The organism is Novosphingobium mississippiense (genome assembly GCF_044029535.1).
Taxonomy (GTDB): domain Bacteria; phylum Pseudomonadota; class Alphaproteobacteria; order Sphingomonadales; family Sphingomonadaceae; genus Novosphingobium.
On the sequence record NZ_CP147001.1, the window covers coordinates 277,564 to 301,468 of the forward strand.

General features: G+C 65.2%; 16 protein-coding genes. 9 read left to right on the forward strand and 7 right to left on the reverse strand.

Features of this window, described 5'->3' with window-relative positions; genetic code table 11:
- The first annotated feature begins 358 nt into the window (after window positions 1-358).
- On the forward strand, window positions 359-1,075 hold the full coding sequence (locus tag WBP06_RS01310) for a helix-turn-helix domain-containing protein (protein WP_395331082.1): 717 nt from the start codon (window positions 359-361) through the stop codon (window positions 1,073-1,075).
- A gap of 308 nt (window positions 1,076-1,383) precedes the next feature.
- Window positions 1,384-2,268 (forward strand): GGDEF domain-containing protein, encoded by an 885-nt coding sequence (locus WBP06_RS01315; protein ID WP_395331084.1) that lies wholly within the window; start codon window positions 1,384-1,386, stop codon window positions 2,266-2,268.
- 16 nt (window positions 2,269-2,284) lie between these two features.
- Here WBP06_RS01315 and metC read toward each other — a convergent pair whose 3' ends face one another.
- The gene (gene metC, locus WBP06_RS01320; RefSeq protein ID WP_395333980.1) at window positions 2,285-3,505 is read right to left on the reverse strand and encodes a cystathionine beta-lyase; all 1,221 of its coding nucleotides are present in this window, start codon (window positions 3,503-3,505) and stop codon (window positions 2,285-2,287) included.
- A 189-nt stretch (window positions 3,506-3,694) separates the two neighbouring features.
- Window positions 3,695-5,062 (reverse strand): hypothetical protein, encoded by a 1,368-nt coding sequence (locus tag WBP06_RS01325; protein WP_395331086.1) that lies wholly within the window; start codon window positions 5,060-5,062, stop codon window positions 3,695-3,697.
- Between the two features lie 165 nt (window positions 5,063-5,227).
- Here WBP06_RS01325 and queF point away from each other — a divergent pair, with 165 nt between their 5' ends.
- Window positions 5,228-5,689 carry a preQ(1) synthase gene (queF, locus tag WBP06_RS01330; RefSeq protein ID WP_395331088.1) on the forward strand — a complete coding sequence of 154 codons (462 nt, stop codon included), beginning with the start codon at window positions 5,228-5,230 and terminating at the stop codon, window positions 5,687-5,689.
- 293 nt (window positions 5,690-5,982) lie between these two features.
- On the opposite strand, the gene WBP06_RS01335 is transcribed toward queF, so the two are convergent.
- Complete coding sequence (locus WBP06_RS01335) at window positions 5,983-6,237, reverse strand: hypothetical protein (protein ID WP_395331090.1); 255 nt, start codon at window positions 6,235-6,237, stop codon at window positions 5,983-5,985.
- 119 nt (window positions 6,238-6,356) lie between these two features.
- On the opposite strand from WBP06_RS01335, the gene WBP06_RS01340 reads away from it, so the two are divergent.
- Window positions 6,357-7,922 carry a GNAT family N-acetyltransferase gene (locus WBP06_RS01340; RefSeq protein ID WP_395331092.1) on the forward strand — a complete coding sequence of 522 codons (1,566 nt, stop codon included), beginning with the start codon at window positions 6,357-6,359 and terminating at the stop codon, window positions 7,920-7,922.
- Window positions 7,923-8,122: 200 nt separating this feature from the next.
- On the opposite strand, the gene WBP06_RS01345 is transcribed toward WBP06_RS01340, so the two are convergent.
- From WBP06_RS01345 to WBP06_RS01355, 3 genes are all read right to left on the reverse strand, one after another.
- Entirely contained in the window at window positions 8,123-9,484 is a 1,362-nt protein-coding gene (locus tag WBP06_RS01345; RefSeq protein ID WP_395331094.1) for an HD-GYP domain-containing protein, read from the reverse strand.
- Between the two features lie 91 nt (window positions 9,485-9,575).
- Window positions 9,576-11,213: a DUF389 domain-containing protein gene (locus WBP06_RS01350; RefSeq protein WP_395331096.1), complete on the reverse strand. Its 1,638-nt coding sequence runs from the start codon at window positions 11,211-11,213 to the stop codon at window positions 9,576-9,578.
- Window positions 11,214-11,374: 161 nt separating this feature from the next.
- Window positions 11,375-13,024 carry an alpha-amylase family glycosyl hydrolase gene (locus tag WBP06_RS01355; protein WP_395331098.1) on the reverse strand — a complete coding sequence of 550 codons (1,650 nt, stop codon included), beginning with the start codon at window positions 13,022-13,024 and terminating at the stop codon, window positions 11,375-11,377.
- A gap of 298 nt (window positions 13,025-13,322) precedes the next feature.
- On the opposite strand from WBP06_RS01355, the gene WBP06_RS01360 reads away from it, so the two are divergent.
- From WBP06_RS01360 to glgX, 5 genes are read left to right on the forward strand one after another with little or no spacing between them, the layout of a single operon-like run.
- Complete coding sequence (locus WBP06_RS01360) at window positions 13,323-15,704, forward strand: glycogen/starch/alpha-glucan phosphorylase (protein WP_395333982.1); 2,382 nt, start codon at window positions 13,323-13,325, stop codon at window positions 15,702-15,704.
- Between the two features lie 14 nt (window positions 15,705-15,718).
- Complete coding sequence (gene glgB, locus WBP06_RS01365) at window positions 15,719-17,896, forward strand: 1,4-alpha-glucan branching protein GlgB (protein ID WP_395333984.1); 2,178 nt, start codon at window positions 15,719-15,721, stop codon at window positions 17,894-17,896.
- Window positions 17,897-17,946: 50 nt separating this feature from the next.
- Window positions 17,947-19,206, forward strand: a complete 1,260-nt coding sequence (gene glgC, locus WBP06_RS01370) for a glucose-1-phosphate adenylyltransferase (protein WP_395331100.1) — start codon at window positions 17,947-17,949, stop codon at window positions 19,204-19,206.
- A gap of 22 nt (window positions 19,207-19,228) precedes the next feature.
- Window positions 19,229-20,686 carry a glycogen synthase GlgA gene (glgA, locus tag WBP06_RS01375; protein WP_395331102.1) on the forward strand — a complete coding sequence of 486 codons (1,458 nt, stop codon included), beginning with the start codon at window positions 19,229-19,231 and terminating at the stop codon, window positions 20,684-20,686.
- Window positions 20,683-22,500 carry a glycogen debranching protein GlgX gene (glgX, locus tag WBP06_RS01380; RefSeq protein WP_395331104.1) on the forward strand — a complete coding sequence of 606 codons (1,818 nt, stop codon included), beginning with the start codon at window positions 20,683-20,685 and terminating at the stop codon, window positions 22,498-22,500. Before glgA ends, glgX begins: the two co-directional genes overlap by 4 nt.
- 179 nt (window positions 22,501-22,679) lie before the next feature.
- On the opposite strand, the gene WBP06_RS01385 is transcribed toward glgX, so the two are convergent.
- Window positions 22,680-23,387: a sugar transferase gene (locus WBP06_RS01385; protein ID WP_395331106.1), complete on the reverse strand. Its 708-nt coding sequence runs from the start codon at window positions 23,385-23,387 to the stop codon at window positions 22,680-22,682.
- Between the last annotated feature and the right edge of the window lie 518 nt (window positions 23,388-23,905).

The window sequence follows — 23,905 nt, forward strand, 5'->3', positions numbered from 1 at the left end:
AAAGTTCGGTCTATCGGTTTGAAATCAGCGGATATTTTGAGCCATCTTCGGGTTAAGTCATTGATGGAAATGTGCAATTTCGGGTTATGGTGGATATGTATTAATAATAAAGCAGAATGAGTGTCGCGAAGTAATTGTCAATTGATGTCAATTAATCTGGCGCAAGTGTCGTGCAAGTGGTCGCAAGGCGCTGTTCCTGCTTATCTGTTCTGTCTACAAGTGAATTGTGGGTGCTAAAGCTGCGATCGCAGGTAGATGGGTGGGGTAAGTGGTTGCCGCGTTTGGATGACGACTAACGAATGCGCTAACCAAATCTTAACCCAAGGAGGGGACTTTTACGCCTCCTGGAGATCGCGCAATGCCCATTGAGGCACATTTCGAAGTTAACCCCGAAGCTGTCACCTATGGCAGCGACCGTGTACGCGCACCGCGCCGCAAACTGATGTTCGAGACGCAGGGATCGAACGCAGGCGGTACGGAAATGCCCGTATTGGTTCACAATTTTTCCGAATCCGGGCTGCTGCTTGAAAGCGTGGCGCTGCTGACGATCGATGAAACGATCGAACTGGACTTGCCGGAGGCGGGCCTGACGCCCGCGCGGGTGGTCTGGTCCAGCGGCAATCTTTACGGCTGCGCGTTCGACCGGATGCTGCCCAAGGCAGCGCTGAGCGCGGCGCAACTGCGCGGCGTGGCCCAGCCGGGTATCGATCTTCCGAAAGCCGGGCAGAGTGCTGCGGAAACGCATGCGGGTGGCAACGCCCCGGCGGCGATCGGCGGCGAAAGCCTGGGTGAACGCCTGCACCGGCTGCGCAAGGAGCGCGGACTGACGCAGGGCGAACTGGCATCCCGTCTGGGCGTCAGCAAGCCGACCGTCTGGGCCTGGGAGCAGGGCCGCGCCCGTCCGATCGAGGACCGGCTGGAAGCGATCGCCCGCGAACTGGGCGTGGCGACCACCGAACTTCGTCCGGGCCGCACGGTTGCCGGTCTGCCCGAACTGATCGCGCGCTGCCGCGAACAGATCGCGTCGGCGGTCGAAACCACGCCGGACAAGATCAAGATCATGATCGAACTGTAACCCTATTCGGGTTGCTGATGTGGAGTGCGGAGGCAGCGGCGGCGGTTTTTCCAGAATCGCCTTTGCGACTCGGTTATCCAATGGTAAATACAGGAATAACAATTACTTAAGACAAAGTAGGTTAGGTAACAGGGCTAACTTTCTTTGCGCTTGAATTATTGTTTGGGTCGCTTTGGGTGTGTTTCGTTGCAGGTGTCGCTTACTCATTAACCTGGGTGCGCGTCTGCTAACGGACAGGCTTCGAGTGGCCGCTTGTTCCTAGGGATCGTCTTGCGATCCATCGGCACCGGGGCATACTGAGCATGGGAATGGAATTCACATTCCGCGAATCTTGCACGCTTTACGGTCTTCTTGCGGAGACGACGTCGGACATCATCCTCAAGACCAATCTTGAGGGTGTGATCGTTCATGCCTCGCCGGCGATAGAGCGGCTGGGCGTGCGGATCGCGGCGGCGCCGCGCCTGCTCGACCTTGTAGCCGAAAGCGCCCGCGCCGCCGTTGCTGGCGAGTTGCAGGCCGCGCTTGCGGGCCAGGAGAAGGGGCGCTGGGTCGAATTCCCCGCGGTCTCGACCGATGAGCGTGATACCTGGTTCGAACTGCAGGCGCGTGCGCTGCGCGATGAACAGGGGGCGGTTTACGGCGCGCTGGCGGTGATGCGCAGCATCGACGAAAAGCGCGTGCTGAAGGACCAGCTTTTCGCCGCGACCTACACCGATCCGTTGACCCGGCTGACCAATCGCGCCGCCTTCATCTCGATGCTGGAGCACATGGTCGAGGCGGAGATGGACGGTTGCCTGGCGATGTTCTCGATCGATTTCTTCCGTACCATCAACATGAAGTACGGCCAGCATACCGGTGACGACGTGCTGCGCGTTTTCGCGGATCTGCTGCGGGAGATGCTGCGGAGCGACGATCTGATCTCGCGCATCGGGTCGGAGCGGTTTGCCGTGCTGCTGCCGCGCACCAGCCCCTCGCAGGCGCAGGCGATCTGCAGCCGCGTGGTGGCGACGCTGGCGGACCTTCGCCAGACCGTGGGCGAAAGCCGCATGGCGATCACCGCCAGCGGCAGTGTCGCCCAGATCGCGGAAAGTCTGGACAGCACGATTGAGCGTGCGGAACTCGCGCTGTTCTCGGCCAAGGCCAAGGGCCGCAACCGCCTGGAAATGGAAAAGCCACGCCGCGTGGCGGCGTGACCTCTTCCAACCGACTTCAAGCTGCCTTCATCGCCTCCAGCGCCTGTTCGATATCCGCGATCAGGTCGCCGGCGTCTTCCAGGCCGATCGAGAAGCGCACGCCGTGGCGATCTTCCGGGTTCGGCGCTTCGGGCGGCCAGGGCATGATCGAGCGATAGCCGGCCGGCGCGATCGGGATGCAGAGGCTTTCAAAGCCGCCCCACGAATAGCCGATTCCGAACAGCTTCAGCGTATCGACGAAGCGATTGCGCTGGGCCATCGACACGTCCTTGAACACCACGCTCATCAACCCGCTGCCGCCGGTGAAATCGCGCAGCCACAGGTCATGCCCCGGCGCGCCGGGCAGCATCGGGCAGAGCACCTGGGCGACTTCCGGCCGGTCCTGCAAATAGGTGGCGATCTTCAGCGCCGTCTCGGTCCCCTGCTTCAGGCGAACACCCAGCGTGCGCATCCCGCGCAGCGCCAGCGCGGCATCGTCGGGCGAGACGATGTTGCCCAGTTGCTGCGCGCGATTGCGCAGCTTTTCGTAGAGTTCCGCCCCGGCGCTGGCAGAGCCCATCATCAGGTCCGAATGGCCGCCGACATGCTTGGTCAGCGCCATCACCACCACGTCCGCGCCCTTGGTCAGACCCTGGAAACCCAGCGGGCTGGCCCAGGTATTGTCCAGCACCGAGATCGCGCCCTTTTCGCGGGCGATCCGGGTCAGCGCCGGCACGTCGCAGACTTCCATCGACAGGCTGCCCGGCACTTCCAGCATCACCGCGCGGGTCTTTTCGGTGAACAGCGCTTCATAGGCCGGAAGGTTGAGCGGATCGAAGAACCTGGTGGTCACGCCGAAGTCGGTCAGCAGGCCAAGGCCCATCGATCGCGTCGGGTCATAAGCGTTGTCGGTGATCAGCAGCTCGTCGCCGGGGCGCAGCAGTGTCAGCATGACGCCGACGATGGCGGCCACGCCGGACGGATAGATCACCGTGCCCGCCGCGCCGGGTTCCAGCTGGGTGAGGGCATCGCAGAGCGCCCACTGCGTCGGCGCGCCGCGGCGGCCGTAGAAGAAGCGGCCATCCTCGTTATGGCGCGGCCCTTCGGCCAGCGCGGCAGTGTTTTCGTAAAGATGCGTGCTTGCGCGCCAGACCGGCGGGTTGACGACCGCGCCGGTCCAGTCCTTGCGCCGCCCCCCGGCGACCAGCTTGGTGGCGGGGGACAGGTCGTCGATATTTTCGAAATCGCTCAAGGGAATCTCCGGATTTGGGAATCCGTTTGAAAAATGCACCGGCCCACTCCCCCACCCGACCTCCCACGAGTGTATCCTGATGGGAGGTCGGGTGGGGGAGTGGGCCGGTGCCGCAAATCCGCCTGGGGCGGATTTTCAAACCGACTCTGCGTAGCGGACCCTAGTCGTGCGGCGATTGCCGGTCGAGTGCCTGCGTTACTCCGCCGCCTGGGGAACGTGTGGGCCGCTGTAGGAACGGGCGCCGTCGATCTCGCGCGCCTGGATCGGTGCGTGGTCGCGCGGGCCGGTGTCGATGCGGACCGGGGCAAGCCCGGCACCGTCGCCCGGCAGGCCCAGCGAGAACACGCGGCGCTCGATCGAACCGTCGGGCAGCGCCAGAAACAGGCGCAGCAGGGGCACGAACAGCATGGCGTTGCCCTGCCGCACCGGACGGATCGCGTTGAGCGGAAGCTGAATCTCTCCCTTCACCTCGCGCGTCTCGCCGGGGGCGAGCGGTTCGAAGCGGTGGCGCGGCGGCACCGATGTGGGATCGGGCGCCAGCTGTTCGGCCTGCGAGAGCGAGGCGTGAGCGGAGATCATGTCCGCGGCGATCACCGCCCCTTCGGCCAGGCCCTCTGCCGGTGCGGTCAGCGTCATGCGATAGACCAGCGTGGCATAGACCAGCGACTGGCGCATCAGCACCGGTTCGAAGACCACTTCCGCACGCTCCACCGCGACCGGCGCAGGACGCGGACTGACGATCGACGAGACAAGCGGCTTCGGCGGGAGCGGAGTGACCGGGGCCCGTAGGGGTGTTGCGGGCGCAGCGGGAGTCATCGGCACGGTCGCAACGGCGGGAGCGGCAACGGTGGGGGCTGCAGGCGGAGCCACCGGCTGCACGGTTTCGGGAGTTTCTTCTTCCTCGGCTTCCGGCTCCAGACCGGCCTCTTCCCATGCCGTTGCCGGCGCGGCGCGACGGCGGAGCAGGGCGAACACGCCCAGCGCCGCCAGCAGCAGCGCGACCGGGATCGCCAGCCACCATTCGGGCCAATGGCTGGCCGTGGCGGCGGGCGTCGTCGGCGTGCTGGCGGCAGGGGCCGTACCGGGTTCCACCGCAGGCGAAGGGGCCTGCGAAGTGGTGGGCTGCGGGACGGCAGGCGGAGCCGGCTGCGGCGCGGCAGCGGATGGCGTTGCCGCCGGCGTTTCCACGGCGCGCGGGGCGGCCTGGACCGGCGCTGCCGAAGGACGCGCGGCGGGCGCGGTTGCGGCCGGTGCCTGCGCCTGTGGGGGCGCTTTCGGTGCCGGTGCTTTCGCCGGAGCCGGCGCGCTTGGGGCCTTCACCGTAGGCGGCGGCGCGGCAGGCAGGGTGACTTGCGGGCTGGGCGCATCGTCCGGCGCGCTGCTGGGCCGCGCGACGACGGGGTTCTGCGCGTCCACCGGCCCGGGTGCGCGCGGTGCCTGCGTGGCATCCGCGCCCGGTTGCAGGCTCCAGGTTTCCTGCGCCAGCGCCGGCACCGCCATGCCCGCGCCAATTGCCGCGCTTGCCAGCGCCGTGGTTGCAAAAAGAATTCGTATTCTGGTCATATCGCCCCGCATCATCCCTCAGCGCGGAAAGCGGGCACGCGCTGAACCTTGTCTTAATATAGGTCGTCGGCACGACGAATTGAAACCGACCATAGCCGAAACCCCTTCGCCCTTGAAGCCGTGGAAAGCTTGAAGGACGGGGATAGGGGACTTATCAAGGCGGGTATGACCGATACTTCCCATTCCCCGCTCCATCTCGGCCAGAACGTGCCGCTGCCGACTTCGCCCGAAGCGGCCGTGCTGGATTACGTTCCCAATCCGCGCCAGGGCAGCCTTTATCTGGTGCGCTTTGCCGCGCCCGAATTCACCTCGCTCTGTCCGGTCACCGGCCAGCCCGATTTCGCGCATCTGGTGATCGACTATGCGCCGGAAGCGACCATCGTCGAATCGAAGAGCCTGAAGCTGTTCCTTGGCTCGTTCCGCAACCACAACGGCTTTCACGAGGACGTCACCGTCGGCATCGGCCAGCGCCTGTTCGACCAGATGAAGCCCCGCTGGCTGCGCATCGGCGGCTACTGGTATCCGCGCGGCGGCATTCCCATCGACGTGTTCTGGCAGTCCGGTGCGGCGCCGGAAGGCCTGTGGGTGCCCGATCAGGGCGTGCCCGGCTATCGCGGCCGGGGTTGAGGCCAAAGAAATCCTCCCCTGCAAGGGGAGGTGGCAGCGCGCAGCGCTGACGGAGGGGTATCTCGCTGTCGGCGAGGCGCTCGATGGAGAGGCTGACACCCCTCCACCACCCTTCGGGCGGTCCCCCTCCCCTTGCAGGGGAGGACACCCTTGCTCCAAATGAAACAGGAGCGCCGGGCCAGACCCGGCGCTCCCGTATCCCCGAACTTTCCCTCCAGACGACCTTGTCGGCCGTTTCCCCGGAAGTCCGCGTCGGGCGACGTTTGCCTTGGATCCTCTCTCCCAAGTTCCAGTCAGCGTATTGCCGCGATTTTCGTGAGATTGACCGGGCGATTGCCCATCGCCGCCAGCTGGCGCGTGGTCAGGCACTGGGCCTGGACCGTGGGCGCATCGGCATTCAGCGCGACTTCCGAACCCAGCGCATCCTCAAGCCGCGCGGCGCAAGCCTCGCGCGTCTGGTAGGTCTGCACGGGGGTGGAAAGGCGCTGGCATGCAGTGCCGTCGTCGCTGCAGCCGAACAGGGCAAGGGCGATGAGGGTGACGCTCAAGTCTCTTTCCTTTCACCCCATACAACGGGCGAACTGCCGGAAATATCCCGCCAAGTGGCGAAAAAAGAGTCGTTTTCGGGGCTGGAACCGCTGGCCGTCCCAAGCGTAAAGCAACGCTTATGGACCAGATCAAAGCCAAGCTCATCATCCGCCCCGCAACCGTGGCCGATGCGCCCGCGATCGCGCGGCTTTCCACCAAGGTCTACGGCAAGGCGGACGGCTTTACCCGTGCCGAGATCCGGGGGCAGGTGATCAATTTCCCCGAGGGCCAGTTCGTTGCCGAATACGAAGGCAAGGTGGTGGGCCACTGCGCGACGATGATCGTCACGGCCGATCAGGCATTCCGTCCGCATACCTGGGAAGAGATCAGCAACGGCGGCTATGGCCGCCCGCCGGCCGACGATGGCGATGTGCTCTATGGCTTCGAGGTCTGCGTCGATCCCGATTACCGCCGCCTGCGCATCGGCCAGCGCCTCTATCGCAAGCGCAAGGAAGTCTGCCAGTATTTCGAACTGAAGGGCATCGCCTTCGCCGGCCGCATGCCCGGCTATTCGCGCCGCAAACGCCAGTACCCGAACCCGGCGGACTATCTGGAGGCAGTGAAGAACAAGAAGATTCGCGACACCGTGATCCAGTTCCAGATGAACGAGGGCTACGAACCGCGCGGAATCCTGCCGGACTATATTCCGAACGACAAGGAAAGCGGCGGCAACGCCGTGATCATGTACTGGACCAACCCGCTGGCCCCGCGTGACACCGGCAAGGCAATTCCCGGTTTCAAGGAGCGCGTGCCCTCCAGTGTGCGCGTCGCCACCGTGCAGTTCATGATGCGCAAGATCGAGACGATCGACCAGTTCGAGGAACAGGTGGAATACTGGATCGACGTCGCCTCCGATTACGAGAGCGACTTCGTGGTGTTCCCCGAACTGTTCACGCTGGAACTGCTCTCGATCGAGGAGACGAAGCTGGAACCGGCGCAGGCGATCGAGAAGATCGCGGACTATACCGAGCGCTTCGTGGAATTCATGCAGCGCATGGCGGTCAGCTACAACATCAACGTGATCGGCGGTTCGCACCCCACGCGCGTGAAGCTTCGCGGCGGCAAGAGCGAGATCCGCAATATCGCCTACACCTTCCTGCGCGACGGTGCCGTGCATGAGACGCAGAAGCTGCACCCCACGCCGTCCGAACGGAAGTGGTGGAACATCAAGGGCGGCTACGGCGCCAACGTGATCCCCACCGACTGCGGGCCGATCGGCGTGATGATCTGCTACGACAGCGAGTTCCCGGAACTTTCGCGCCACCTCGTCAACCAGGGCGCGCTGATGCTGTTCGTGCCGTTCTGCACCGATGAACGGCGCGGCTTCCTGCGCGTGCGCTATTGCTGCCAGGCCCGCGCGGTGGAGAACCAGTGCTACGTCGTCACTTCCGGCGTGGTGGGCAACCTGCCGAACGTGGAGAACATGGACGTGCACTATGCCGAAAGCGCGATCCTGACGCCTTCGGACTTCCCCTTCGCGCGCGACGGGGTAGCGGCGGACACCGCGCCGAATACGGAGACGATCGCGATCGCCGACCTCAGCCTGGATGCGCTGCTGACCGCGCGCCAGTCCGGCGCGGTGCAGAACCTGAAGGACCGCCGCTTCGACCTCTATCGCGTGGAGTGGACCCAGCAGGCGGGGTGAAGGTAGCAGGGGGGCGCCACCGGTTCCCATCCTCGTCATCCCCGCGAAGGCGGGGATCCCGCTTGTTCTTGAGGCGGGGAGAAAGGAAGCGGGCTCCCACCTTCGCGGGGGCGACGGAGCTTGGTTCGAGAGTCAGGTTTGAGCTGGGCCTGACTTGTTTGGTCGACAGTTCCGCCAGGCAGCCCGCAATCCCGCCCGCCTCAAACCATCCGCGAAATCTGTCCGGCAATGCGTTCGCGCAGGCTGCTGGCGGGGGGCAGGGCATAGCTTTCCAGCCGCGCCACGCTGACAATCGCATCTTCGCCGAAGCAATGCGCCAGCGGGATCGTGTGGCCGCTGATGTGGCGCTCCGTCTCGGTCGAGTAGAAGGCGTGCACGGTCGGCAATTCGGGCTCTTCCGGATCCTGATCGACCACCATGGCGATCCGGCCGGAGCGTAGCAGCACGAAGGAGCCGATCGGATAGACGCCCATGGCCTCCACGAAGCGGGCGACGATCTGCCCGTCGTAACGGTTCGGCTGGTCGATCAACTGGGTGAGCACGGCCGATGGGTCCTGCACATGGCCGGTCAGCGCGCCGCAACAGGCCAGATCGTAGAAATCGCAAATCGCCGCCATGCGTGAGAACAGGTCGATGTCCTGTTCCTTCAGCCCCAGCGGGCGGCCGGAACCGTCCAGCGCCTCATGATGGCGGGATACGGCGCGCAGCACGTCCTCGGGCATGTCGCCCGCCGCTTCCAGCAGGTCGCGGCCGATGAACGTGTGGCGATCCCACAGCTTGGGGTCGAGCCGGCCGACACCGCCGGCTTCCTCCGCGATCTCCACGTCCAGCCGGCTGACGCCGACGTCCAGCAGCAGCCCGGCCATGCCGGCAACCCGCGATTCCGCCGGGGACAGGCGCATCTGCCGCGCCAGCGAGACCATCAGCGCGCTGGTCGCCAGCATGTGGCGATAGACCGGTTCGCTGTCGCTCTTGCAGCGCATCAGGCCGGAAAAGGCGTAGGGATTGCGCTCGATCGAGGCGTGGATGTCGTCCACCACCGGCGCCACTTCCACCACCCGCGGGGCCTTGCCCAGCCGGGCTTCCAGGAACACCTTGGACACCGCCTTGCGCGCCTTGCCCGCCACCAGCCGGGCATTGCCGAATTCGCGGCTGATCGGGATCGGGCCGGACCGCAAGGAGGCGCCATTGGCGATGATCGGGCCGCGAAACGCGGGCGGGACCAGGCTGGGATGCTGCGGCGCCGGGCGTTGCGCGGCGGCACGCAGCTGGGTGGGCGTAGGCACGGCCTGCAACGCGGGCGCGGTGTCGGCGACCATGGTCGGAAGGTCTCCGCCGCGCTCCGTATCGATCACCACCGCTTCCAGTTCGCTGTTGCGCACGGCGGCCAGTCGTTCGCGATCCTCGATCAGGAACTGCGCGCGCCAGAACGGGTGGCGCAGCCAGTTGCCGTGAAAGGACTGGATGAACATCCCCATTTCCACCTGCGATGGAGATATGCGCTTGAGAACCATGCCGAACCCGCGATTTGGAGAAGCCCCCTGTCGCGATAACGTGAACATGGCTGTGCTGGCGTTCGCGGGGGGATCCGTATGTTCCCGTATTATAGAGGATAATGGCCGGTGACCGGGGCGGCGGCGGGTTAAATCTGCGTCAGGGCTGTTGGGAAGGGCGGGCCGGATAGACGGTGGCGGTGACCAGCGGTGGCGGGGTGCGGCTTTCCGGTTCGGCGCGCGATGGGGGGAGCGGCGCGGGAACGGGCGACTGGTACTGCGCGGCGATCCCCGCATCGGTGAATTGGCGGGTGACCAGCGCCACCGCCTGCGGATCCTGGCCCGAGAGCATGACTTTCGCCATGCCCCAGCGTTGCAGTGCCCACACGGCAAGGTCCGGCGGCACGGCGTCGGCCGGCCGGTCCTTGCCGTTATTGCCGTCATTGGCGTCGTCACCCCCGGTCCATATCGCCAGGGTCGGTTGCGCGGGCGGCACCAGTCTTACCGTCCATCCCGGGGTGGAGCCGCTGACCCGCGCTTCGGTGGCGCGATAATCGGCCAGCGACCAGCCGGGCAGCGCGATCGGCTCCAGATAGACCTGCCGCTGCGCCCGGTCGGCCCAAAGGCTGCGGGTCGGCAGGCCGATGGCGGTGCGGATCGCGTTGTACGGCGGCGTATCGGCGGTGATCCCGGCGGCGGTGCGCTCCATCGCCGCATCGACCATGGCGCGTGTCTGGGCCTGCACATCGGCGGCCAGTATTTGCTGGAGCGTGATGCCGACATGCTCGCCCAGCGTCTGTTGCAGCCGGGTTTCCGCATTGGCCTGGGCATTGGCGGCATAGGCCGGCGTCACCACCAGGGCCTTGACCGAAGGCTCCCCGAACAGCGCCGATTGCACATCGAGCTGGGCGATCGTGCAGCCCTCTCCGGAGGCGGCGAGGATGGCCGAACGGGCGGCGATGCGTACGCGCCCCTCCTGCGAAAGCTGCATCAGCGTCATCGACAGCGGGGTGGCCAGCACAAGGAAGGCCAGGATCAGCGCGGCCACGTAGCGCGGCGTCCATTCCACTTTCCCCAGCGGCCGCGCCGCGCGGGACAGCCGCGTCACCAGTGCGACGCTGAAGGTGATGGCGGCAAGGTTGGTGAAGAACAGCAGCAGCGCGCCCAGCGCGAACATCGGCTGCAGCACGGCGATGCCATAGCCGATGACGGTCAGCGGCGGCATCAGCGCGGTGGCAATGGCCACGCCGATGGCGGTGCCGCCCTTGCCGGTAACGGTCGCATAGCCCCCGGCGATTCCGGAAAACAGCGCCACGGCAAGGTCCAGCAATGTCGGCTTGGTGCGCGAGAGGATTTCGGGCGTCGCGTCGCGGATCGGTGAAAGCAGCGTTAGCAGCAGTCCGGTGAGGATGCCGATGGCCGCGCCCACCGCAACCACGCGCGCAGCTTCGCGAATGCGTTGCCCGTCCAGCGAGGCAAAGCCGATGCCCAGCGCGGCGATCGGGCTCATCAGCGGAGAGACCAGCATGGCCCCGATCACCACGGCGGTGGAGGATTGCAGCAGGCCCAGAATGGCGATCCCCGCCGCCAGCGTGCACATCAGGACATAGCCGTTGGTCAGTTCGCCCTCCTTGCGCACCGTCTGGCGCAAGTCGAAGGCCTGATCGGGCGTCAGTTCGGGCAGCAGCAGGATATGGATGAAGCGGGTGCGCAGGCGATGGAGCCGCGCGCGTAGCAGACGCCAGCGCAGCGACGTGGCGACGTCCTGCTTTGCGGCCGGAGGCGTTTCGCCGGTCATGAGGGCAATAATCCGGACCGCGCATGGGCCGGGGCGAACGGAGGGAACGTGCGCATGACCATCAGCCTAACGCGGCGGTGGCGACATTCAAGCGTGACGGATCAAGGCGTTTTTCGGAGTTCGCCGGCGAAGCGCTCGTCGAAATGGCTCTTGTTTGGCGGTCAAACCCCCAGCCACAGCGCCCCATGGCCCGGCAGTTGTTCGTGATCGGCACCGTTCACGGACAGGATCACCATGCCCTCGGCAGGCTCGTCAAGGTCGATGGGGTCTGGGGAGAGGTTGAACAGGCAGCGCACGCGCGCGGTGCCGGCGTCGCGCTCGAAAGTGAGTAGTGAACCCTCCGCCGTGCAATCGATCAGGCTGCCGTGATGCAGCGCCGGGATCGCCTTGCGGAGCGAAAGCAGGTGGCGGGTGAAGTGCAGCAGCGAGGTGGTGTCCGCCTCCTGCGCGCCGGCCGCACGCGCCAGGTTCTCGTCCGACATCGGCAGCCACGGCGTGCCGGTGGTGAAGCCGCCTAGCGGCACGGCATCCCACGGGAAGGGGGTGCGCACGCCGTCGCGCGAGAGGGTGAGCGGCCAGTTGGCGATGGCTTCCGGGTCCTGAAGCTGTTCGTAGGCGATATCGTCCTGCACCAGCCCCAGTTCCTCGCCCTGGTAGACGATCACGTTGCCGCGCAGCGCCATCAGCAGCGCCATCTTCACGCGGGCGAAAGCGGGGCGATGTTCCGGCGCGCACCAGCGGGAGACGGCGCGCGGGGCATCGTGGTTCTCGAACGCCCAACTGGGCCAACCGCCGGTCTCCTCCGGCGCCAGTTCCCAGCGCGCCAGCGTCTCGGCCACGAACCGCGCGGTGAGCGCGGGGGCATAGAGAAAGTCGAAGCCATAGGCGCTGTTCAGCCGGTGGTCGCCCGCCGTATAGGCGCGCCGATCGGCCTGCGGATGATCGCCGCCGATCTCGGCCACGGTGTGGATGCCGGGAAAGCCATCGCAGACCGCGCGCAGCTTTTCGACCACCGCGACCATGCCGGGGTGCGACTGGCTATAGGTCTTCAACTGATAGTCGAAGGGGCGCGACCGTACCCGGCCGTCTTGCGGTGCCGGCGGATTGTTGCGCAATTCGGGATCGTGCATCGCGTGGTTCAGCGCGTCCAGCCGGAAGCCATCCACCCCGCGCTCCAGCCAGAACCGCGCGACGTCCATGATCGCGTCCTGCACTGCCGGATTGTGCATGTTCAACTGCGGCTGCTCCTTCAGGAACGTGTGCATGTAATACTGCCGCCGCCGCGCGTCCCAGGTCCAGGCCGGGCCACCGAACACCGATTGCCAGTTGTTGGGCGGGGTGCCGTCTTCGTTCGGATCCTGCCAGACGTACCAGTCGGCCTGCGTATTGTCCCGGCTCTGGCGGCTTTGCGCGAACCACGCGTGAAGGTCGGAGGTATGGGCGTAGACCTGATCGATCAGCACTTTCAGCCCCAGTTCGTGCGCGCGGGCGACCAGCGCGTCGAAGTCCGCCATCGTGCCGAACACCGGATCGATCCCGCAATAATCGGCCACGTCATAACCGAAATCGCGCATGGGGGAGGTGAAGAAGGGCGATATCCAGATCGCATCGACGCCCAGCGCCGCCACATAGTCCAGCCGGCGGGTGATCCCGGCCAGATCGCCCACGCCGTCTCCATCGCTGTCCTGAAAGCTGCGCGGATAGATCTGGTAGATCGCCGCGCCTTGCCACCACGGCAGGGCGGGTTGGGCGTCAGCCGCCTCGGCCGGTTCTGGATGGTGGGTATCGACGAGGGTGTGGTCGAGGGTCATGCGCACCTTTCGCGAAGGCTGGCGGAGCGTGCCGCTATAGCATCGGCCGGGCGGGCTGGCGAATTTTTTGCGGCAGCGCACAATGGCTCTTGCCGCTCTGCAACGCTGTGCTAGCCATGGGGGAAGGAAGACGGGAAGGGATGGGGATGCTTCCGCCGCGAAGCATCCTGACGATGACGTAAACCGCTGCTGCTGGGCGATTTCCTGTCCGGCGGTCGGCCCGTTCAGGAGTGTGCCCGTGGCTACCGATCCTGTGTCAGACAGTGCCCTGCTGGCTTCCGTGCAAACCCCGTCCGAAATGGATCAGCACATCGTTCGCGTGCTGCGCAACCGCGTGGGCAAGGACGAGCGCGCGGCCAAGCAGTACGACTGGTACACCGCATCGATCTATGCGTTGCGCGACAAGATCATCGACCGGTGGTTCGAATCCACGCGCCGCACGTACGATACGGGTGGCAAGCGGGTCTATTACCTCTCCATGGAGTTCCTGATCGGCCGCCTGCTGCGCGACGCGCTCTCGAACATGGGCATGACGCGGGAGTTCGAGAAGGCGCTGGCCGCGCATGGGCTGGACCTTGCCGCGCTGGAAGAGCTGGAGCCCGATGCGGCGCTGGGCAACGGCGGACTTGGGCGACTGGCTGCGTGCTTCATGGAAAGCCTGGCGACGCTGGACATCCCCGCCTACGGATACGGCATCCGCTACAAGAACGGCATGTTCCGCCAGCGCATCGACGATGGCTGGCAGGTGGAACTGCCCGAAACCTGGCTGGCCCACGGCAACCCGTGGGAGTTCGAGCGGGTGGAAAGCACCTACCGCATCGGCTTCGGCGGCGAAGTCGTGGCCGAGGGGGAGGGTGTTTTCTGGCACCCGGCCGAGCAGGTGGAGGCCACCGCCATCGACACCCCGATCGTCGGCTGGCGCGGCAAGCGGGTGAATACGCTGCGGCTGTGGACGGCCAGCCCGCTCGATCCTTTGAAACTCGATGCCTTCAACGCGGGCGATCACTTCGGCGCGCTGGCGGAGCAGGTGCGGGCGGACAGTCTGGTGCGTGTGCTCTATCCCGCCGATTCCAGCCCCGCCGGGCAGGAACTGCGGCTGCGGCAGGAGTATTTCTTCACCGCCGCCTCGATCCAGGACATCGTGCGCCGCCATGTCCAGTACGAGGGCGATATCCGCACGCTGCCCGAAAAGGTGGCGATCCAGCTGAACGACACGCACCCCTCGGTGGCGGTGGCAGAGCTGATGCGCCTGCTGGTCGATGAAAACGGCCTTGAGTTCAACGAGGCGTGGGACATCTGCCGCCAGACGGTATCCTACACCAACCACACCCTGCTGCCGGAAGCGCTGGAATCCTGGCCGCTGCCGTTGTTCGAACGGATGCTGCCGCGCCACATGCAGATCATCTACGCGATCAACAGCCGCGTGCTGCGCGAAGCGCGCAAGGCGGGCTGCGACGATGCGCAGATCGCGGCAATCTCGCTGATCGACGAGGGCGGAGAGCGGCGCGTGCGCATGGCGAACCTGGCCTTCGTAGGGTCGCATTCGGTGAACGGCGTGGCCGCGCTCCATACCGAACTTATGAAGGAAACGGTCTTCGCCGACCTTCACAGGCTCTATCCCACCCGCATCAACAACAAGACCAACGGCGTCACCCCGCGCCGCTGGCTGCAGCAGTGCAATCCCGGCCTGACCCGCGTGATCCGCGATGCCATCGGCGATGGGTTCCTGGACGATGCGGAAAAGCTGGTGGACCTCAACGCCTTTGCCGAAGACGCACAGTTCGGGGAGCGGATTTCCGAAGTGAAGCGCGCCAACAAGGTGGCGCTGGCGGACTATATCAAGAAGACGATGGGCGTGCGCCTCGATCCTGATGCGCTGTTCGATGTGCAGATCAAGCGCATCCACGAATACAAGCGCCAACTGCTCAACCTGATCGAGACGGTGGCGCTCTACGACCAGATCCGCAGCCATCCGGAACGGGACTGGGTGCCGCGCGTGAAGATCTTCGCGGGCAAGGCGGCGCCCAGCTATCACAACGCCAAGCTGGTGATCAAACTGGCGAACGATATCGCCCGGCGCGTCAATGCCGATCCCTCCGTCGGCGGGCTGCTGAAGGTGGTGTTCGTACCCAACTACAACGTCAGCCTGGGTGAACGCATCTTCCCGGCGGCGGACCTTTCCGAACAGATTTCGACCGCGGGCATGGAAGCCTCCGGAACCGGGAACATGAAGTTCGCGTTGAACGGGGCACTGACCATCGGCACGCTCGATGGTGCCAATGTCGAAATCAGGGATCACGTGGGCAATGACAATATCGTGATCTTTGGCCTTACTGCCGAAGAAGTCGCCCAGAAGCGCGCTAATGGCTACAATCCCCGCGAAGTGATCGAATGCTCGCGCGAGTTGAGCCAGGCGCTGACGGCAATTTCGTCCGGCGTATTTTCTCCCGACGATCCGAACCGCTACAAGGATCTGATCGGCGGCATCTACGACCATGACTGGTTCATGTGCGCGGCCGACTTCGACAGCTATGCCGGCGCGCAGCGTTCGGTTGACGCGTGGTGGGAAGATACTGCACGCTGGCGTGCGGCGACGATACGCAATATTGCCAATGTCGGCTGGTTTTCGTCCGACCGGACGATCGCCGAATATGCGCGAGAAATCTGGAAGGTTCTGTGACGCCAAGGGACAGTCTGCAACCACCGGAAAGTGCGATAGAGGCTCTCCTTCAAGGCGTTCATGCCGACCCGTTCTCGCTGCTGGGCGTGCTGCCGGGCCCTGACGGCACGTTCCTGCGCGTCATCCTGCCCGGCGCGGAGGAGGTGGAGGCGTTCAGCCTGGACGGCCGGCGGCTGGGCGTGCTGGGCAAAGTGGACGATCGCGGCCTGTTCGAAGGCCGCCTGATCGCCAAGCCCCAGCCGATCCGCTACCGCTGTTCGGACGGGCATCACCAGTGGCTGGTCACCGATCCCTATACGTTCGGCCCGGTGCTGGGGCCACTGGACGACCTGCTGATCGCGCAGGGCACGCATTTCCGCCTGTTCGACAAGCTGGGCGCCCACATCATCACGCATGAGGGCGCCAGCGGCGTCCATTTCGCGGTCTGGGCGCCGAACGCCCGGCTGGTCAGCGTGGTGGGGGACTTCAACGACTGGGATCCGCGCCGCCATGTCATGCGCGATCGCAAGGACATCGGCGTGTGGGAAATCTTCATCCCCGACATCGCCGACTATCGCGCCTACAAGTACCACATCATCGGTGCGGACGGCGCCGAACAGCCGCTGAAGGCCGATCCCTTCGCCTTCATGTCGGAAATCCGCCCGGCCACCGCCTCGATGACCGCGCATCCGGCCAAGCTGGACTGGGGGGACGAGGCGCACCGCGCGCACTGGGCCTCCATCGATCCGCGCAAGGTGCCGGTCTCGATCTACGAAGTGCACGCCGGATCGTGGCAGCGCGATCGCTGGAACTGGTTCCTCAACTGGGACGATCTGGCCGACCGGCTGATCCCCTACGTGGTCGAGATGGGCTTCACCCATATCGAGTTCCTGCCGATCAGCGAGCATCCCTACGACCCGTCATGGGGCTACCAGACCACCGGGCTCTACGCCCCCAGCGCCCGCTTCGGCGAACCGGCCGGTTTCGCGCGCTTCGTGGACGGCGCGCACCGGGCGGGGATCGGCGTGATCCTGGACTGGGTGCCCGCGCACTTCCCAACCGACCAGCACGGCCTCGTCCGTTTCGACGGCACCGCGCTTTACGAACATGCCGATCCGCGCATGGGTTTCCAGCCGGACTGGAACACGCTGATCTACAACTTCGGCCGGCGCGAGGTGGTGAGCTTCCTGGTCAACAACGCGCTGTTCTGGGCGGACCGCTATCACGTGGATGGTCTGCGCGTGGATGCCGTCGCATCGATGCTCTACCGCGATTACTCGCGCAAGGAAGGCGAGTGGCTGCCCAACGCGCAGGGCGGGCGTGAGAACTGGGAGGCGGTGGATTTCCTGCGCGCCGTGAACCGCGCGATCTATGGCCAGCATCCCGGTGTCATCACCATTGCCGAGGAATCGACGGCGTGGCCGGGCGTTACCCAGCCGGCATACGAGGTGGACGACGGCAAAAGGGCCAGTTCGCTGGGTTTCGGGTTCAAGTGGAACATGGGCTTCATGCACGACACGCTGCGCTACATGGCGCGCGATCCGGTGCATCGGCGCTACCATCATAACGACATCACCTTCGGGCTGACCTACGCTTTCAGCGAGAACTACGTCCTGCCGCTCAGCCATGACGAAGTGGTCCATGGCAAGGGATCGCTGCTGGGCAAGATGAGCGGGGACGACTGGCAGCAATTCGCCAACTTGCGCGCCTATTACGGCATGATGTGGGGCTATCCCGGCAAGAAGCTGCTGTTCATGGGGCAGGAATTCGCCCAGCGCCGCGAATGGAGCGAGGAGCGCCCGCTCGATTGGGAACTGCGCGAGGCCCCCGCGCATGAAGGCGTGCGCAATCTGGTGAAGGACCTGAACGCGCTCTACCGCGCCCGGCCGGCGCTCCACGCGGGCGATTGCGATGCGGGCGGGTTCGAATGGCTGGTGGTGGACGATGCCGAGAATTCGGTCTTCGCGTGGCTGCGCAAAGCGCCGGATGCAAATCCCATCGCCGTGATCTCCAACATGACCCCGGCGCTGCTGACCGGTTATCGCCTGCCGCTGCCGCTGGCGGGCAACTGGAACGAAGTGCTCAACACCGATGCGCTGACCTATGGCGGCAGTGGCAAGGGCAATCTGGGGCACGTTACCGCCGCCGATGGCCATGCCACCGTCACGCTGCCGCCACTGGCGACGATCATGCTGGAATTCGACGGAAACTGAATACGCGCGCCCATGTCAGGGGCTCTGGATGCTTAAGGAGAGTGATTTAGATGCGTACCTCCGGATCGCCGCTCGCACGCGACGCCATGGCCTATGTGCTCGCGGGGGGGAGGGGTAGCCGACTTGCCGAACTGACCGACAATCGCGCCAAGCCGGCGGTCTATTTCGGGGGCATGAGCCGCATCATCGACTTTGCGCTGTCCAACGCAATCAATTCCGGCATCCGCCGCATCGGCGTGGCCACGCAGTACAAGGCGCATAGCCTGATCCGGCACATGAACCGCGCGTGGAACTTCATGCGGCCGGAACGTAACGAAAGCTTTGACATCCTGCCCGCCAGCCAGCGCATTTCCGAAATGCTGTGGTACGAAGGCACGGCGGATGCGGTGTTCCAGAACATCGACATCATTGCATCGTACAGCCCCAAGTACATGGTGATCCTGGCGGGCGACCACATCTACAAGATGGATTACGAGTTGATGCTGCAACAGCACGTCAATTCCGGCGCGGACGTGACGGTGGGCTGCCTTGTCGTGCCGAAGAAGGAGGCGACCGCTTTCGGCGTGATGCATGTCGACGAGAACGACGTGATCACCTCGTTCCTCGAAAAGCCGAAGGATCCGCCGACGATCCCCGGCGATCCGGACAATTGCCTGGCTTCCATGGGCATCTACGTCTTCGATACGGAGTTCCTGTTCGAACAGCTTCGCCGTGACGCGGCCGAGCCCGATTCCAAGCGCGATTTCGGAGGCGATATCATCCCCTACATCGTCAAGCACGGGAAGGCGCAGGCCCACCGCTTCACCAATTCCTGCATCCGCGCGGCGGAAGAGATCGAGGAATACTGGCGCGATGTCGGCACCGTGGATGCCTACTTCGACGCCAATCTCGACCTGACCGACACCGTGCCCAAGCTCAACATGTACGATCGCGACTGGCCGATCTGGACCGACACCGTCGTCGCCGCACCCGCCAAGTTCGTCCATGACGAGGAAGGGCGAAGGGGCGAGGCGATATCCTCGCTGATTAGTCAGGACTGCATCGTCTCCGGATCGCTGGCGCGGCGTTCGCTGCTGTTCACCGGGGTGAAGATGGGCAGTTATTCGTCCGTCAACGAAGCGGTGATCCTGCCCTATTGCAACATCGGCCGCCACGCCCGGCTCAGTCGCGTCATCATCGATTCCGGCGTGCGCATTCCGGAAGGGCTGGTGGTGGGCGAAGACCCCGTTCTGGACGGGCAGCGTTTCCGCCGCACCGACAATGGCGTATGCCTGATCACCAAGCGCATGATCGAGCGGCTGGAACTATAACCGGCCTGAAAAGGATAGATAATTGAAGGTTCTGTCGGTCGCATCCGAAGCGGTTCCCCTGATCAAGACCGGCGGGCTGGCCGACGTTGCCGGGGCATTGCCCGGCGCGCTGGCACCGAACGGTGTGGAGGTGACCACGCTGCTGCCCGGCTACCCATCGGTGCTGAAGACGATCGGCCGGGCCAAGGCGGTCCATGCGTGGGAGTCGCTGCTGGGCGTGCCGGCGCGGCTGCTTTCGGCCAAGATCGACGGATATCCGCTGCTGGTGCTGGATGCGCCCGCACTCTTCACGCGCGACGGGGCGCCTTACACCGATGGCGCGGGGCGCGACTGGGGTGACAACTGGCGGCGCTTTTCCGCCTTCGGCCGGGCCGCTGCCGATATTGCGGGCGGGGTGGTCGTCAGCCGTGGCAAGCCGCAGCGCTTCGACGTTCTGCACGCGCATGACTGGCAGGCGGCGATGGCCTGTGCCTATCTGCGTTTCGCCCCGCTTGGCGGGGAGGAGGGCCGCGTGCCCTCGGTGGTCACCGTCCATAACATGGCCTTTCAGGGCTGGTTCGGCGCCGAGATCTTCCCCAGCATTGGCCTGCCCACGGCGGCATGGACGATGGACGGCGTGGAATACCACGGCGGTCTGGGCATGTTGAAGGCAGGCCTCGCCTGCGCCGATGCGGTCACCACCGTCAGCCCGACTTACGCGCGCGAAATCCGCTCGTCGAACTTCGGCATGGGCTTGGAGGGGCTGGTGATCGCGCGCGGCCATGCGGTGTCCGGCATCCTCAACGGCATCGACACCGAACTGTGGAACCCGGCTGCCGATCCGGCCCTATCCGCCCGCTACACCGCGCGGACGTTGGACAAGCGCAAGACTAACAAGCGCGCGCTGGAGATCGAGTTCGGGCTGGACGAGGATGACGGCCCGCTGTTCATCGCCGTCAGCCGGTTGACCTGGCAGAAGGGCATGGACGTGCTGCCCGAAGTGCTGGACCATCTGGTCGGCATCGGCGGCAGGCTGGCACTTCTCGGCGCCGGGGACCGCGCGATCGAGCGCCAACTGCGCGAAGGGGCCGCGCGTCACCCGGGGCGGATCGGCCTGCGCTTCGGCTATGACGAGGACCTGTCGCACCGCATGCAGGGCGGCGGCGATGCGATCCTGATCCCTTCCCGCTTTGAACCTTGCGGGCTGACCCAGCTATACGGCCTTGCCTATGGCTGCATTCCCGTGGTGGCACGCACCGGCGGGCTGGCGGACACCGTGATCGACGCCAATCCCGCGGCGCTGGCGGCAGGCGTTGCCACCGGCGTGCAGTTCGATGGCGTGCACTACGACGCGATGGCCGCTGCGCTCACCCGCACGCTGGAGCTTTGGCAGGAGCCGGAAACCTGGGCCGCGATCCAGCGCAACGCGATGAAGGCGGACTTCTCGTGGAAGGCCAGCGGCGCGGCTTACGCAAGGCTCTATCACAAGATCGCCAGATGAGCGGCTTGGGCGTCGAGCTGGCGGCAGGGATGACGCGCTTTGCGGTGCGTGCGCCCGCCGCCGACATGGTCTGGCTCTGCTGCTTCGACGATGCGGGAGAAACGCGCCACGCCATGGCCCGGCAGGGGCCGAGCTGGACATTGGAACTACCCGGCACGCTGACCGGCCTGCACTACGGCTATCGTGCCGCCGGGGAATGGGCGCCCTCGCGCGGATTGTGGTTCGATCCCGCCAAGCTGCTGGTCGATCCGCGCGCGATCGAACTCGATCGCCGTTTCGTGCAGGATCCCCGGCTGGCGCAGTTCGGGGAGGATACCGCCGATATCGTGCCGCGCGCCGTGGTGCCTGCACCGTTGGAGCCGGTATTGCAGCAGCCGGTTCATTTCGCGCCCGGCGGACTGATCTACGAAGTCAACGTCCGCGCTTTCACCAAGCTGCACCCCGACGTGCCGGAGGACATGCGCGGCACCGTTGCCGCACTCGCGCATCCGGCGGTCGTCGCGCATCTGAAGAAGCTGCACATCTCCGCTGTCGAACTGATGCCGATCGTGGCGTGGATCGACGAGCGCCACCTGCCGCCGCTCGGCCTCGTCAACGCCTGGGGGTACAACCCGGTGGCGGTCTCGGCGCTCGATCCTGGCCTCTGCCCCGGCGGCGTGGCCGAACTGCGCGCGACGGTGGCGGCCCTCCATGCCGAAGGGATCGGCGTGCTGCTGGACATGGTGTTCAATCATACGGGCGAAAGCGATGTGCAGGGCGGCGTGGTCTCGCTGCGCGGGCTGGACAATGCCGCCTATGCGCATGCACCCGATGGCACGCTAATCAATGATACCGGTTGCGGCAATACGCTGGACTTCGCCAATCCGGCGGTGCGCGATCTGGTGCTGGACGCGATGCGGCATTTCGTGACCGCGTGCGGGGTGGACGGCTTCCGCTTCGACCTGGCGCCGGTTCTGGCGCGCGGCCCGGGCTTCGATCCCGCAGCGCCAATCTTTGCCGAGATCGCCGGCGATCCGGTGCTCTCCACCCGCGTGATGATCGCCGAGCCGTGGGACGTGGGCCCCGGTGGCTATCAACTGGGCAACTTCCCCAGCCACTGGCTGGAATGGAACGACCGCTTTCGCGACGATGTGCGCCGTTTCTGGCGGGGCGACGAAGGCATTGGCACGCTGGCGACGCGGCTGGCTGGATCGTCCGACGTGTTCGGCCCGGTTCAGCCCGGCGCCGCCTGCCGCTCGGTCAATTTCCTGGCCGCGCACGACGGCTTCACGCTGGCCGATACGGTATCCTACGAAAACCGCCATAACTGGGCCAATGGCGAGAACAACCGTGATGGCCATGGCGAGAATTTCAGCTGGAACCACGGCGCGGAAGGGACGACGGACGACCCCCAGATACTCGCTGCGCGCAAGGCCGACCTGAAGGCGATGCTGGGCACGTTGTTTGCTTCTACCGGCACGATCATGCTGACTGCGGGTGACGAATTCGGCCGTACGCAGCACGGCAACAACAATGCCTATTGCCAGGACAATGCGATCGGCTGGGTGGATTGGGAACACCGCGACCGCGAACTGGAAGACCATGTGGCGGCACTGGCCGAATTGCGGGCGAAGAACCTGAAACGCTTCCGGCGCTTCGACGATCTGGGCACGTGGCGTGGCCGCGATGGCCAGACCATGACGGTGGCCGATTGGGAGCGTCCGGGGGGGGACTGGCTGCGCTGGTCCGCGTCGGACCCGGCTGCCCCGCTGGACATGCAGATCGATCGCGAACGCCGGCAGGTCATCGTCACGTTACGCCCGCCGGTCGGCTGAATATCAGCCGGGTTCGGGCGCTTCCGTGGCGGCCTTGCCTGTTCCGGATCGTTGCCGAACCTCCCGCGCCAGCGTGGCCTGCCGCAATTTGTGGGCAAGGAGCACAGCGGTGCGCAAGGCGCGGGAATGCGGCCGATCATCTGCAAACTTCATTGTGGCACTGCTCTTCGAAAATCCGTTCAATAACAGCCGCGTGAAGCCAGCACGGCCGGAACGGTACGGAGGCAGATCGCCAGATCGTAGTAAAGCGACTTGCGTTGAGCATACCGCGCGTCAAGGCGAACGCGCGCTTCGTAAGAGACTTCGTTGCGGCCGCTGACCTGCCAAAGGCCCGTCAATCCCGGACGCACGGAGCAATAGGCATCGAAGCGGCGGCCATAGCGGTCGATCTCCGCCATCACGATCGGGCGTGGCCCGACAATGCTCATGTGGCCCAGCAGGACGTTGAGCAGTTGCGGCAACTCGTCGAGGCTGCTCTTGCGCAGGAACCGGCCGACCGCAGTGATGCGCGGATCGCGGCGCAGTTTCTGGTCACGCTCCCATTCGTCCCGCGCGTCCGGCGATTCCGCCAGAAGCCTTTCCAGCACGTCCTGCGCATTGCAGACCATGCTGCGAAACTTGAAGCAGGGGAACAGGCGGCCCCCATGGCCGACGCGTTGCTGCACGAACAGCACTGGCCCCCGGCTGGACAGCCGCACCGTCAGCGCCACCAGCAGAATCATCGGCAGGAGCGCCACCAGCGCCAGCGCGGAGGCAAGGATGTCGAAGCTGCGGCAAAGCGACGATGGGATGCCATCGGGCATTGCAAAATCGTCGGCGGGCCATGACGCCTCGGTGAAAGCGGCGCTTCCCACCAGCCGTATGGCGGAGCGTTCGGGCAGGGGCATTGCCCCAAGTGTTGCCGTTGTTGTTGCCGTTGTTGTTGCCGTTGCCGCCGCCGCTGTCGGGGTTCGCTCAATCAATGCGCTGGTCATGTCGGGCGTCCTGTCGGCGGATGGCGCGCCTTGGCCCGATCCCGGACGGGTCGGCGGCGCCACGAGTGGTGTTCCGGCAGGGATCTGGCACGGCGCAGCGCGTGCCGTTCCGGCTGAAAGCGGGTCTATCCATGCCGCTTCGCCTAGCGGGCTGTCGCCGGCCTGCGTTTCCCGCACATGCGGAGATGCGCCGCGTGGGCTGGAAAGGGGCAGGTCTATTCGGGAGACTATAGCGTCCATCGATCCATCCAACTGAAGAAGAAACAGTTTTGGGAAGCGACCGACTTGTTTTTGTTGACGTCATCGTAATTGAAGTTGAGTGGTCGTCAATAGATCGATGCTGCAGTGCGGAATGTATAAATGATCCGTATCGTATGAAAAAATACGAGATTTACTGAAGGGATCAGCGAAAATCGCCGGGATCCGTCATT

What these genes read in the sequence shown, in the direction of transcription:
- WBP06_RS01310 (WP_395331082.1), top strand. Translation starts at nt 359, where the DNA reads ATGCCCATTGAGGCACATTTCGAAGTTAACCCCGAAGCTGTCACCTAT.
- WBP06_RS01315 (WP_395331084.1), top strand. Translation starts at nt 1,384, where the DNA reads ATGGAATTCACATTCCGCGAATCTTGCACGCTTTACGGTCTTCTTGCG.
- WBP06_RS01325 (WP_395331086.1), bottom strand. Translation starts at nt 5,062, where the DNA reads ATGACCAGAATACGAATTCTTTTTGCAACCACGGCGCTGGCAAGCGCG.
- queF (WP_395331088.1), top strand. Translation starts at nt 5,228, where the DNA reads ATGACCGATACTTCCCATTCCCCGCTCCATCTCGGCCAGAACGTGCCG.
- WBP06_RS01340 (WP_395331092.1), top strand. Translation starts at nt 6,357, where the DNA reads ATGGACCAGATCAAAGCCAAGCTCATCATCCGCCCCGCAACCGTGGCC.
- WBP06_RS01345 (WP_395331094.1), bottom strand. Translation starts at nt 9,484, where the DNA reads ATGTTCACGTTATCGCGACAGGGGGCTTCTCCAAATCGCGGGTTCGGC.
- WBP06_RS01350 (WP_395331096.1), bottom strand. Translation starts at nt 11,213, where the DNA reads ATGACCGGCGAAACGCCTCCGGCCGCAAAGCAGGACGTCGCCACGTCG.
- WBP06_RS01355 (WP_395331098.1), bottom strand. Translation starts at nt 13,024, where the DNA reads ATGACCCTCGACCACACCCTCGTCGATACCCACCATCCAGAACCGGCC.
- WBP06_RS01360 (WP_395333982.1), top strand. Translation starts at nt 13,323, where the DNA reads ATGGATCAGCACATCGTTCGCGTGCTGCGCAACCGCGTGGGCAAGGAC.
- glgC (WP_395331100.1), top strand. Translation starts at nt 17,947, where the DNA reads ATGCGTACCTCCGGATCGCCGCTCGCACGCGACGCCATGGCCTATGTG.
- glgX (WP_395331104.1), top strand. Translation starts at nt 20,683, where the DNA reads ATGAGCGGCTTGGGCGTCGAGCTGGCGGCAGGGATGACGCGCTTTGCG.
- WBP06_RS01385 (WP_395331106.1), bottom strand. Translation starts at nt 23,387, where the DNA reads ATGCCCCTGCCCGAACGCTCCGCCATACGGCTGGTGGGAAGCGCCGCT.